Here is a 12,196-nt window from a genome sequence, read left to right as displayed (position 1 = left end):
GCGCAGCTCACTGGCAGAAGCCGGGCTCGCCCGGGAACGGCAGGTCGCACGCGCCGCTGAGGCAGTCCTCGTTGGTGCTGCACGGCGCGAACGTCCCGCCGTCGCTGCAATACCCGACCACGCTGTTGGGCTGGCCCTTGACGCACTTCCAGTCGGCCGGGCAGTGCGACGCCTCGGTGCACAGGCCGATCAGGCAGATCTTGTCCTTGTCGGTCAGCAGGCCGTTGTTGCACACCGCCCCCTCGGCGCCCGTCGGGCAGGTGTCGTCCTGCGAGCAGTACGGCAGCGTGTAGCACTTCGCCTCCTGGTCGGCGTTGAACAGGCACACCGCGTTCGACTCGCAGCCGTCGTCCACCAGCGACGGCGTGCACTGCGTGTCGGGCGGCGGGGTGCTGCAGAAGCCGTTGACGCACACCTGGCCCTCTTCGCACGGCACGTCGGGGCAGGTCGTGACCTCCTTGTTGTGGCACAGCATGTCGGTGTCGGTCGCGCAGAACTGGTTCTCGGCGCAGTCGCCGTCGTTGGTGCAGCCGAGCGCGCAGATGCCGTTCCAGCAGAACTGGCCGTCCGGGCACGGGTTGGACGAGCTGCACGGGCCGGGCACGTCGCCGCCGGTGGTCGTGGGGTTGCCGCTGGGGTTCGTCGAAGCGCCGGTCGGGTCGGCGCCGGTCTCGTCGGAGCTGTCGGTCCCGTCGCCGAGCGAGGCGTTGCAGGCCGCGAGGCACAGGGCGGCGAAGATCGAGCGGAGCTTCAAAGTAGTCGTGGTCATCATGGCGTCGTTCTCTCGTTCCATCTTTTCGTTACCGCCGCGGCGATTTTTCAGCGGGCCAGGGCCAGGAGGTTCCTCAACCCGAGGACCGCGTGAGCCCGTGAATACGCCGGCGGCGGTCATCCGTCCGGGCGATTCCATCTTTGGACGTGGCAAAACGGACATGTACGAACGTACATGTCTCATAAGACATTCACAAAACTTCAAGCGCCGGCGCAGCTGCTCTTGACCCGCGGCGCGTGCGTCGAGTCGGGCCACTTCGCCAGCATCTCGCGAGCGACGCGCCGCGCGTCGGCGACGCGGCCCGCCAGGCACAGCGCCTCGACGTGGTAGGCGAGCCGCTCCTGCACCAGCTGTCCGCGGGCACCGAAGCGCCGCTCGTGCTCGTCGACGCCGGCGAGCGCCCCGGCGCTGTCGCCCCGCTTGAGCGCGCCGCGGATCTGGCCGATCAGCTTCAGCTCGGCGGCGAAGTCCGCGGGCTCGTCCTCGGGCGGCGCAGCCTCGACCTTCGGCTTGCTGCGTGGCTTCTTCTTGATCTCCAGCGCCTCCTCGGGGGCCGGCGCCGGCTCGGGCGCGGGCGCCTCGACCACCGGAGGGTCCAGCGCAGGCGCAGGCGCCTCCACCCCTGCGGGTGTCGGCGCCGGTGCGGGAACTTTAGACCTGACCTCGGGGACAGCTTCGATCGGCGCGGCGACGGCCACGACCGGCGGCGGCACGGGCCGATCGCGGGCGGCCCACACCCCGACCGCGGCGGCGAGGAGCGCGAGCCCGGCGATCACCTTGAGGGTAACTCCGCTGCCGGTCGCCCCCCCGAGAGCCCCGGGCGCCACGTCGGCGCCGCTCGGCGGAGCTGGCCCATGGGCCAGGCGATGCTCGACGGCCGCCCAGATCCGGTCCTCCGCGCCCGGCTCGGGCACGACCTCGCGCTCGGCGCGGAGCAGGTCTTCGAGCCTGTCGGACTGCATCAGCGCACCTCCGTCCGCGCCGCCGCAGGCAACGCACGTTCGAGCTGCTGCCGCGCCGCCCGCAGCCGCGAGTACACGGTGTTGACGTTGAGCCCGAGCCCGACGGCGATCTCCTGCGCCGTCATGCCCTCGAGCTCGGCGAGGACGAACACCGCCCGGCGCTCGTCATCGAGCTGGTCGAGCAATTTTAAAAGGGTGTCGGTCGCGTCCTTGCGGGCGTAGGGATCGGTGCCGCCGCCCTCGGCGTGCGCCTCGGCGAACGCCTCCACGCGCCGCAGGTGCCGCGAGGCGCTGCGCCGGTGGACCTGGACCACGCGCATGGTGATGGCGAACAGCCAGGTCCGCACCGAGGCCTCGCCGCGGAACTCGGCCAGCCTGCGCGCGACGATCAGGAACACGTCCTGGACCACGTCGTCGAGCGCGGGCGCGGGCGCGCCGAGCCGCCGGGCGCTGCGCCACACGAACTGGAAGTGCTCGCGGTACACCGCCACCAGCTCGGGGCTGGGCGGAGGGGCGGCTTGAGCGGCGGCAGCCATGGAGTCGCGGGTTGGTGACCGGCTCCGCGAATTATCATCACGGCCGGTCACGGAAATCGGACTTCCACCGCCAGCAGCGCGCGGACGCTCGCCAGGGCGCTGTGATAGATCATCCCGAGGTTCGCGACGGTGAACCGGGGTCGCACGAGGTGGATCGCGCCCTCGACGATCGCGCCGACCGCGACCCGGGGATGGAGCGCGTAGAACACGCCCGGCGCCAGGTGCAGGGCGACGAACAGCTGGCGCCCCTCGCTGGTGATGGCGTACCCGACCCCGCGGCCGTAGATGGCCCCGAGCTCGAGGCCGGCGCACAGCGGGAACTCGAACTTGCGCGCGCGCAGCAGCGGACAGCCGCGCACCGCGCCGACCGCGAGCTGCAGGTCGGCTCCGCGGTCGGGCTGGTCGTCGAAGCGAGCCCGTCGCAGCGGCCCGTAGCCGACCTCGAACTCGAGCCGCGCGCGCGGCCAGATCAGCGCCGGCGTGAGTCTTATTAATGCGCCGACGCCCGGCAAGTCGCCGAAGCTCAAACCCGCGCCGAGGCGCACGCCGCCGCGCACGCGCCTCCCCTTCTTCACCTTCTCCGGCTTCGGCGGCTGCGGCGGCTCGGGCTTCGGCGGCTCCACCTGCGGCTCAGGCGGTGTCGGCTCGGGCTCCGGCGGCGGCTCGGGGTCCTCGACCGTCTTCGCCTCGGCCGCGACCTCGGCCGCGTCTGTCTCTTCGGACATGCGCCCCAGGACCGACGGGTCGATCGCCATCGCCGCGATCAGGGCCCCCGCGCGCGCGAGCGCGTCGCACTGCGCGTGCGTCAGCGACCGCTGCAGCGTGCCCTCGTCGCTGACGGTCCACAGCCTGAGGTCGAAGCCGCCGCCCGGCTCCTGGCGCACGCGAGCGATCGCGGTCAGCCGCGATCCCTTGCGCTCGGCCAGCGGTCCGCCGAGCAGCCGCTCGAGCTCGGCGATGACCTCGGCCTCGGCCGGGCAGCTGGCGGGCGCGTCCCAGCGGAACTCGACCACCGGCCGCGGGCTCGCGGGTGGGGCAGAATTTGGGCCCGTCGAGCCGGCGAGCAGCGCCGCGGCCAGCCCGTTGTGAAGCATCCCCACGCGTGCGGGAGGATCGTCCGCCGACGCCGCGATTTCAACGGCGAAAGCGGCGCGCACGGCCGCCCCCTAGGACAGCCCACGACGGCGCATGAACGCCGCCTTGTTCTTGGCGCCCCGGCGCTCCAGGGCCGGCCGCAGCCACGCGCGCAGGCGCGGCGACAGGTAGCCGAGCGTCGCCAGCTTGCCTGACGCAAAGGGCAGATCGATCTCCATCGGGCTGCGCGTGTCCTGAATGCAAGCGAGCACCGCCTCGGCGCACTGCTCGGGGGTGCTCATCGGCTGCGAGAAGGTCAGGTTGCTGACGCCCTGGATGTCGGCGTCGAAGAAGCTGCTGTCGACCGGGCCGGGGTTGACGTTGGCGATCCGAAGGTCGCGTCGCTCGAGGTCCTCGGCGACCGCGAGCGCCCAGAAGCGCAGCCCGGCCTTGGACCCGGAGTACACCGCCGAGCCGGGCACGCCGAGCTTGCCGGCCAGGCTGGCGACGTTGACGACGCAGCCGCCGGCGCGCATGTGGTCGGCGGCGATCCGCGTCAGCACCACCGGCGCCGTCAGGTTGACCGTGAAGATCTCGGCGAGCGCCTCCGGCGGGTGGCGCAACATGTCGCCGCGGTAGTGGACGCCGGCGTTGTTGACCAGCACGTCGAGGCCGCCGAAGCGAGCCACGACCTGGTCGATGAGCCATGGCAATCGGGACAGGTCGCCGACGTCGCACGGGATCGCCACGGCGCCCTCGCCGAGCTCGGCGGCCGCCGCTTCGAGCTTGGCGGCGGTGCGCGCGACCATCACGACGCGCATGCCCGACTTGTGCAGCAACTTGGCGGTCGCCAGGCCGATGCCCGACGACGCGCCGGTGACGAGCGCGACCCTGTCTTTGAGCTCCACGCGGCGACGCTAGCAAAACCCCGCGCAAAAGAAACGAGCCCCGCTCGCGACCGATCGGGGCTCGTACACCTCGGACCTTAAAGAGGACGAGCCCCGTCCCTCGCGGAACGGGGCTCGTACGCGCGCGCCCGGTTCATTGGGCGCGGGCCGGGCTCACATGTCCATGCCGCCCATGCCACCGCCCGGGTGGGCGCCGGCGCCGGCCGCAGGGGCCTCCTTCTTGGGCTTCTCGGCGATCATCGCCTCGGTGGTCAGCATCATGCCGGCGACCGAAGCGGCGTGCTGCAGCGCGGTGCGGACGACCTTCGTCGGGTCGATGACGCCGTCCTTGACGAGGTCGACGTACTGGCCGGTGCGGGCGTTGTAGCCGAACGCACCCTCGCCGCTGCGGACGGCGTTGATGACGACCGACGGCTCGGCGCCGGCGTTCGCCACGATCTGGCGCAGGGGCTCCTCGATCGCGCGACGGATGATGCTGACGCCGACGCTCTGCTCGTGCGTCGGGGCCTTGACGTTCTCGAGCTCCTTCTGGGCGCGGATGAGGGCGACGCCGCCACCGGGGACGATGCCCTCCTCGACGGCCGCGCGGGTCGCGTGGAGCGCGTCCTCGACGCGAGCCTTCTTCTCCTTCATCTCGACCTCGGAGGCCGCGCCGACCTTGATCACGGCGACGCCGCCGACCAGCTTGGCCAGGCGCTCCTGCAGCTTCTCGCGGTCGTAGTCCGACGAGGTCTCGTCGATCTGGGCGCGGATCTGCTTGACGCGGGCCTGGATGTCGGCCTTCTTGCCGCCGCCGTCGACGATCGTGGTGTTGTCCTTGTCGATCGTGACCTGCTTGGCGGTGCCGAGGTCCTTGAGGCTCAGGTTCTCGAGCTTCTCGCCGAGGTCCTCGGTGAGGGCCTTGCCGCCGGTGAGGACGGCGATGTCCTTGAGCATCTCCTTGCGGCGGTCGCCGAAGCCCGGCGCCTTGACGGCGGCGACGTGGAGGGCGCCGCGGATCTTGTTGACCACGAGGGTGGCCAGCGCCTCACCGTCGACGTCCTCGGCGATGATGAGGAGGCTGCGGCCCTGCTTGGCGACCTGCTCGAGGATCGGCAGCAGGTCCTTCATCGTCGAGATCTTCTTCTCGTAGCAGAGGATGTACGGCTCGCTGAGCGAGACGACCATGCGCTCCTGGTCGGTGATGAAGTACGGGCTGAGGTAGCCGCGGTCGAACTGCATGCCCTCGACCACGTCGAGGTCGGTCGTCGAGGACTTGTTCTCCTCGACCGTGATCACGCCCTCCTTGCCGACCTTGCTCATCGCCTTGCTGATGAGCTTGCCGATCTCCTCGTCGCCGTTGGCGGAGATCGTGCCGACCTGCGCGACCTCCTCGTCGCTGCTGGTGGCCTTCGACAGGTTGCCCTTGATGAAGGAGATCAGCGCCTCGACGGCGATGTCGATGCCGCGCTTGAGCTCCATCGGGTCGTGGCCCGCGGCGACCATCTTCAGGCCCTCGCGGTAGATCGCCTGGGCGAGCACCGTCGCGGTGGTGGTGCCGTCGCCGGCGATGTCGGAGGTCTTCGAGGCGACCTCCTTGACCATCTGCGCGCCCATGTTCTCGAACTTGTCCTCGAGCTCGATCTCCTTGGCCACGGTCACGCCGTCCTTCGTGACCGTCGGGGAGCCCCAGGACTTCTCGATCACCACGTTACGGCCGCGCGGCCCGAGGGTGACCTTGACCGCGTCGGCGAGGATGTTGACCCCGCGCAGGATCGCGTGACGAGCGGACTCTTCGAAACGAACTTCTTTGGCAGCCATGATGTGTGTCTCGTGTGGTTGGGGGAAAAAACGGTTGCGTCGTCAGGCCCGCTCAGGCCTCGAGGATGGCGAGGATCTCGTCCTCGCGCAGGATCATGTGCTCCTCGCCGTCGAGCTTGATCTCGGTGCCGGAGTACTTGCCGAACAGGACCTTGTCGCCCGCCTTGACCTCGAGCGGGGTGCGCTTGCCGTTGTCGTCGACCTTGCCCGGACCGGCCGAGATCACCACGCCCTTCGCGGGCTTCTCCTTGGCGGAGTCGGGGATGAACAGACCACCGGCGGTCTTCTCCTCCTCGGACATGCGCTTCACCAGCACGCGATCGTTCAAGGGACGAACCTTCGTCGTTGTCATCTGCGGTCTCTCCTGGGATTTCCGAATGCAGGCCCCGTGGGGGGAAAGATGCTGTTCGCGGTTGCGAGCGTTCCCGCGCGACTCCGCCTAACTCTGCGTAATCGCCGTGGAAATTTGCGGGGGCTCGGTTAGCAATCACCCATGTAGGAGTGCTAACGCGGCGCGGAGTGTAAAGCGAGTCCCAACCCGGTCAACCCCTCCTGTCGGGACGTTCTCGGCTCGGCATCCGTGCGGTTAACTCACATAATTGGCTTGCATGGCCGGTCGTCTCTGGTAGCGTGGGGAAATAGGAATCTCCCCATGCCCGAGCCAGAACTTCGTTTTGCAGGAACCCTCGAGTCCTTCTTCTACGAGCGCGTGGCCCAGGGAAAGACCGGTAGCGCGTTGCCGACCGAGGTCGGAGCCTACGTGGTCCACATGCTCGCCGACCACGTGCGCCGGACCAGCGTCGCCGGTCGCACCGCCGGGCCGCTGGCGCTGCAGTACCTCGCGGCCCGCGAGCAGCAGGGCGCCCGGCGGGCTCAGGCGCTGCGGGCGGTCGGCGACCGGGCGCTGTTCATCGCCGGCGTCGTCCCGCACAGCGTCGACCGCACCCCGGTGAACCTGCGCTACGTGCGCTCCATCGGCACCAGCGCGTATCGCCAGATCGGCGAGCCCGCCGTGTTCCGCACCCTCGCCGTCACCTTCGAGGCCGCCGCCGAGGCGATCTCCGAGGCCACCGACAGCTGCCCGGACGGCGACCTGCTCGCCCTGTACGAGCGCTGGCAGAAGTACGGCGATCCACGTGACGAGCAGCGCCTCGGCGCCGCCGGCGTCGTCTTGGTGCGCGGGAAGCGCGACGTGGTGCAGTGAACTGGCGAACTCGAGTTCCCCGCCCGCCGGCGCACTCGAGTTCGTCGCACTGAACCCCACTCGTGACGAGGGCGGCGCTTCGGTACGAACACCCGCCAGGTCGTGAGCAGGCCGCCGCTTCGACCGCTTGCTCGCGGGCCTCGCGGCAACTGCCACGGCTCTGTGACCTCGCCCGCAGAGCGACGCTCCGCCCATCATCCCTTCGGCGGCGATCAGCGCGGCGACCCGTCTCGCGCCTGTGCTCGCGCGGCGGACTCGGGTCCTCAGCGGCAAGGCTGCGCGGCCGGGCGCCGCGCGTCCCTGCGTTCACGGTCGCAGGACCGTGTTGTCGATCAGGCGCACCCCGCCGAAGAACGCCGCGACGGCGCACAGGGCCGGCTTTGCGACCTCGGTGACCGGCTGCAGGTCGTCGGCGTCGACCAGCGACGCGTAGTCGACCCGTCCCGGCGCGAGCGCGGCTGCGGGGTCGCCGAGCAGCGCCGTCGCCTCGCGTTCGCCGGCTTCGAAGCGCTGGCGGACGGCGGCCAGCCAGCGCGAGATCGCCAGCGCCTGCGCACGTGCCTCCGGGGACAGGTTGGCGTTGCGGCTCGACATCGCCAGGCCGTCGGGCTCGCGCACGATCGGCATGCCGACGACCTCCCCGCCGAGGAACAGGTCGGCGTGCATGCGCCGCAGGATCGCCAGCTGCTGGAAGTCCTTCTCGCCGAACAGCGCCACGTCCGGCCGGACCAGCCCCCACAGCTTGGCCACCACCGTGCAGACGCCGCGGAAGTGACCCGGGCGCGACGCCCCGCACAGGTGACGGTCGAGGCCCTGGACCTCGACCCACGTGTTCGTCCCCTGGGGGTACAGCTCGCGCGGGTCGGTCGGGCAGAACGCGACGTCGACGCCGCACTCGCTCGCCTTGGCCAGGTCGCCGGCCTCGTCGCGCGGGTAGCGGGCGAGGTCTTCGTTCGGGCCGAACTGGGTCGGGTTGACGAAGATCGACAGCACCAGGCGATCGCCGCGGCGCCGGGCCTCGCGCAGCAGCGACAGGTGGCCCTCGTGGAGGTAGCCCATCGTCGGCACGAACGCGACGCGCGTCGCGTGGTCGAGCGAGGCCCGCCACACCTGCATCTCCGAACATGTCCGAAAGACCAGCATGGCCCTACTCCGTCGTCGGCTCCGAAGAGCCGCCCGGGGACGCGGGCGACGGGCCGAAGCTGTGCTCGGCGCCGGGGAAGCTGCCCTCGCGGACCTCGCGGCCGTAGGTGGCGAACGCGTCGCGCACGACCCCGGCGAGCTCAGCGAAGCGCTTGACGAAGCGCGGCTTGAAGCGGTCGTCGAGGCCGAGCAGGTCCTGCATCACCAGCACCTGTCCATCGCAGCCGACGCCTGCACCGATGCCGATGGTCGGGATCGCGAGCGATTGCGAGATCTGGCGCGCCAGCGCCGCCGGGATGCCTTCCAGCACCACCGCGTACGCGCCGGCCTCCTGGAGCTGCAACGCGTCCTGACGCAGCCGCTCGGCGGCGGCGTCCTCGCGACCCTGCACGCGGAAGCCCCCGAATTCGTGGACGCTCTGCGGCGTGAGGCCGAGGTGCCCCATCACCGGGATGCCTGCCTGCACGATCTTGCGAACCGCATCGGCCCGGCCGCCGCCCTCGAGCTTGACCGCCTCGGCCCCGCCTTCTTGGACGAGCCGACCCGCGGACAGCAGCGCCTGCTCGGGGCTGACCTGGTAGCTCATGAACGGCAGGTCGACGACCAGGTGCGCTCGCTGGACCGCACGCCGGACGCAACGGGCGTGGTAGCACATGTGCTCGAGCGTGACCTCGAGCGTGTGCGGGTGGCCCTGCATCACCATCCCGAGGCTGTCCCCGACCAGCACCACGTCTGCGCCCGACTCGTCGACGAGGCGAGCGAAGGTCGCGTCGTACGCCGTGATCATCACGATGCGCTGGCCTTGGCGCTTGTACTGATGGAGCACCGGCGCGGTCACGCGGCGCGTCGTCGCGGGGATCTCCCCGGTTGCTGCGGGCTTGGCTCCGAGGGTCATACGTCGCTCGCGGGAAGCATATCGCAGAGCACCGAGGTCGCCGTCCACGAAGAATTTCGCCGCCGCGCTCCCGGGCCGCCATCGGCTGTGGATCGCGACGTGTGTGCGGGCCGATTCACGCCTCGCCTCGCGGCCCGGGCGCATCGTGTCCTCGAGCGTGTGACGACGAGTTCACGGTCCGAACGCCCGTGATTCGAGGTGCGTTGTTTCGCCGCATTGCGGTGATAAAAATCACCCGAGTGTGAAGTTCCCGCCGTGTCTTCGCGGAGACTTATTTTCTTCACTGGGAAAAGATGACTTTGATGGGAAGGACTGATCGACGTTCCTCTCGCGCGAATGTCCGTGCGACGCCGCTGCTCCGGGGCCTCTGTCCTTTTGGGCAGGTCCTCTGCGCCATGTCCCTCTGGGCTTGTGGTCAACCGAGCGAGGACACCGCGGTCGGTGAGGCAGACACTCAGGCCGAGAGCACGGGCGACGCGTCGAGCGGCACCGACGGGACGTCCGGGACCACCGCGCCGACCACCGGCGGCACCGCCCCCTCCGACTCCTCCGACGACACCGGCATCGTCGTCGGCGAGGCCAAGGGCCTGCTGAACTTCACCTTCTATCCCGAGACCGCCGGGGGTCTGCCCGCCGAGCTGGGGATGGCGGGGGCCTGGCGCACCGAGCCGTTCTCCACCGACGACTTCTTCGCCGTGCAGGCGTGGGGCATGCACCTCCCGCCGCCGCCGGCCGAGGACAACACCATCGTCAACAACTCGATCCCCGCGCCCTACGAGTGGGGCAAGGACGAGACCTGGGTCGTCGGCGGCAACGCGCTCAAGCTGCGCGGCGAGGCCGGCGAGTCGCTCGCGTGCCTCCTGCTCGTGCAGGACACCTTCCCGGTCTACTTCAGCGACGACGCCGAGTTCTTCGACCCGCTGTGCGCCCCCGATCCGGCCAAGTGGGTGGCCGGCGCCGACTACGACCTGATCGCCTTCGGCGGCGAGGGCAAGGACGACATCGTCCTGCCCGCGGCCGTCACCGCCCCGCCGGCGCTGACCGTCACCGCGCCCGACATCGGCACCTCGCTGTTCGAGCACGACCGCGCCACCGACATGAAGATCACCTGGGACGCCAACGGCGGCCAGCCGAACCGCGTCGTCATCCGCGTCATCGACACCTACGGCCAGATGCTCACCGCCCACGCCGTCGACGACGGCAGCTTCACCATCCCGAGCGCCGAGCTGACCCAGCTCGCCCCCGGCCCTGCCACCCTCACCATCGCCCGCGAGCAAAGCTTCGACCTCGGCCTCCCGGACGGCGACCTGCGGGTCGTCCTCCGCTACGAAGTCTGGGCCGACCCCGACCTGATTTAAAGGACATCCACGAGACGGACCATGCAGCGCAGAACCTTCATGAAGTCCCTCGGCGTCGCCACGGCGGCCGGCGCCTCCTTCGGCATCCTTCGCCACCCGCGGCGCGCGGAGGCCTACTGGGGCGAATGGCCGGCCGACAAGCTCGACGCCATGATCCCCGCCGAGCGCCAGGCCAAGAACGTGCTCGAGCTCTACCTCTACGGCGGCATGAACGCCTTCGACACCTTCTACGCGGTGCCGGACTGGGGTCAGGACACCGAGCGGTTCCTCCACGCCTACTACAACCAGACCCAGGCCCGCTTCGGCCAGTGCGGCCTCGGCAACACCCTCACCGAGGAGTTCGCCGAGGACGCCAACGGCCAGCTGGTCCACCTCGGGCCGTGGGTCGCGCCGCTGCGGGCGCGGCCCGACATCGTCGCGCGCATGCGGATCCTCGTGCAGCGCCACGACCTCCTGCCGCACGAGGGCGCCAACCCCTACGCGCTGACCGGCAGCCGCCTCGGCTCGCCGCGCCTCGCCGGCGTCGGCGCGTCGATCCAGCGCCACTTCCTCGAGCAGCCCGGCGGCCTGCGCCCGACCCCGTACGCCTACGTCCTCTACCCCGGCGTCGAGTTCCCGACCGACAACGTCCTCGCCGCCTCCGCGATCGGCCTCCACCCCGGCTCCGCGCGGCCGCTCAGCGTCACCGTCGACCCCGGCTCGTCGCTGTCGCAGCTGCTCACCCGCCCGAGCGTCGGCGCCGGCCGTGACGCCTACGACGCCGCCGTCGACCACTACCTCGCGGCCTATCAGCAGCGCTTCCGCCCCGGCGGCAAGGGCCAGCTCACCCGCTCGGCCGAGCGCAGCAACTTCGAGTTCGCCCACTTCGCCCGCCGCGGCGCCGGCGAGCTGTCCGAGGTGCTGTCGGCCGACCTGTTCGAGGGCGTCGCCGGCACCGAGTGCAGCGACATGGCCGGCACCGACAAGCCGCGCATGCAGGCGCGCATGGCCGCCAGCCTGCTCACCCGCGCCAACGACCGCGCCCGCTACGTCCACTGGATCGACGGCGGCCTCAAGCCCAACCCCTCGGCCGGCCACGACACCCACGACAGCCACGTCGAGGACTCGTCGCGCAACGTCACCCACACCATGCAGTGCCTGGCCGACATCATCAACGCGCCGAACGAGAACGACCCCGCCAAGATCAACCTCGACGAGACGATGATCGTCATCAACACCGAGTTCGGCCGCACGCCGCACCGGCAGGGCCAGTCGGGCCTCAACCACTGGCCGCAGGGCATGGTCAACGTCCTGATCGGCGGCCCGATCACCGAGGCCGAGCGCGGCATCTACGGCGCGATCACCGAGGCCGAGGGCTTCGCCCAGACCTACATCAGCCCGGCCGAGAACCGCATGCTCGTCATGATGGCCCTCGGCATCTACCCGTTCAGCTCGCAGACCTTCGCCGTCGGCGACGTCGCCGGCGGGGTCAAGAACCAGTTCGAGGCGGCCCAGCGGCTGCGCGACGTCTACATGGGGCTCAAGCTCTGACCGAGAGGAGGCGC

At 70.5% G+C, this 12,196-nt stretch carries 12 protein-coding genes; 3 read left to right on the top strand and 9 right to left on the bottom strand.

Annotated features, from left to right (window positions below; all coding sequences use genetic code 11):
- Positions 1-7 precede the first annotated feature (7 nt).
- The 7 genes from NAEX_RS28615 to groES all read right to left on the bottom strand — a co-directional run bounded on the left by NAEX_RS28615 (position 8) and on the right by groES (position 6,404).
- Entirely contained in the window at positions 8-793 is a 786-nt protein-coding gene (locus NAEX_RS28615) for a hypothetical protein (RefSeq protein ID WP_143140359.1), read from the bottom strand.
- A gap of 179 nt (positions 794-972) precedes the next feature.
- Complete coding sequence (locus tag NAEX_RS28610; protein ID WP_096330652.1) at positions 973-1,734, bottom strand: hypothetical protein; 762 nt, start codon at positions 1,732-1,734, stop codon at positions 973-975.
- Positions 1,734-2,270, bottom strand: a complete 537-nt coding sequence (locus NAEX_RS28605; protein WP_096330651.1) for an RNA polymerase sigma factor — start codon at positions 2,268-2,270, stop codon at positions 1,734-1,736. The genes NAEX_RS28610 and NAEX_RS28605 overlap by 1 nt, the downstream gene beginning before the upstream one ends.
- Positions 2,271-2,317: 47 nt before the next feature.
- Positions 2,318-3,370 (bottom strand): hypothetical protein, encoded by a 1,053-nt coding sequence (locus NAEX_RS50840; protein ID WP_170135310.1) that lies wholly within the window; start codon positions 3,368-3,370, stop codon positions 2,318-2,320.
- A 66-nt stretch (positions 3,371-3,436) separates the two neighbouring features.
- A complete protein-coding gene (locus NAEX_RS28595; protein WP_096330649.1) occupies positions 3,437-4,252 on the bottom strand; it encodes an SDR family NAD(P)-dependent oxidoreductase in 816 nt (271 codons plus the stop codon).
- 153 nt (positions 4,253-4,405) lie between these two features.
- Positions 4,406-6,052 carry a chaperonin GroEL gene (gene groL / locus NAEX_RS28590; RefSeq protein WP_096330648.1) on the bottom strand — a complete coding sequence of 549 codons (1,647 nt, stop codon included), beginning with the start codon at positions 6,050-6,052 and terminating at the stop codon, positions 4,406-4,408.
- Positions 6,053-6,104: 52 nt separating this feature from the next.
- Complete coding sequence (gene groES, locus NAEX_RS28585; protein ID WP_096330647.1) at positions 6,105-6,404, bottom strand: co-chaperone GroES; 300 nt, start codon at positions 6,402-6,404, stop codon at positions 6,105-6,107.
- 300 nt (positions 6,405-6,704) lie between these two features.
- Here groES and NAEX_RS28580 point away from each other — a divergent pair, with 300 nt between their 5' ends.
- Positions 6,705-7,256: a hypothetical protein gene (locus tag NAEX_RS28580; RefSeq protein WP_143140357.1), complete on the top strand. Its 552-nt coding sequence runs from the start codon at positions 6,705-6,707 to the stop codon at positions 7,254-7,256.
- A 306-nt stretch (positions 7,257-7,562) separates the two neighbouring features.
- Here NAEX_RS28580 and panC read toward each other — a convergent pair whose 3' ends face one another.
- Positions 7,563-8,399, bottom strand: coding sequence for a pantoate--beta-alanine ligase (gene panC, locus NAEX_RS28575; protein WP_096330645.1), 837 nt, complete (start codon positions 8,397-8,399; stop codon positions 7,563-7,565).
- 4 nt (positions 8,400-8,403) lie between these two features.
- The gene (gene panB, locus NAEX_RS28570) at positions 8,404-9,294 is read right to left on the bottom strand and encodes a 3-methyl-2-oxobutanoate hydroxymethyltransferase (RefSeq protein ID WP_096330644.1); all 891 of its coding nucleotides are present in this window, start codon (positions 9,292-9,294) and stop codon (positions 8,404-8,406) included.
- Positions 9,295-9,689: 395 nt separating this feature from the next.
- On the opposite strand from panB, the gene NAEX_RS28565 reads away from it, so the two are divergent.
- Positions 9,690-10,652 carry a hypothetical protein gene (locus NAEX_RS28565; protein ID WP_096330643.1) on the top strand — a complete coding sequence of 321 codons (963 nt, stop codon included), beginning with the start codon at positions 9,690-9,692 and terminating at the stop codon, positions 10,650-10,652.
- A gap of 21 nt (positions 10,653-10,673) precedes the next feature.
- On the top strand, positions 10,674-12,182 hold the full coding sequence (locus NAEX_RS28560) for a DUF1501 domain-containing protein (protein WP_096330642.1): 1,509 nt from the start codon (positions 10,674-10,676) through the stop codon (positions 12,180-12,182).
- Positions 12,183-12,196: the final 14 nt, after the last annotated feature.

Origin of the sequence: Nannocystis exedens (assembly GCF_002343915.1) — a bacterium.
GTDB classification, from domain to species: Bacteria; Myxococcota_A; Polyangia; order Nannocystales; family Nannocystaceae; genus Nannocystis; species Nannocystis exedens.
Note: the sequence above shows the minus strand (reverse complement) of the source record. Positions and strands in the feature narration are given on the sequence as shown.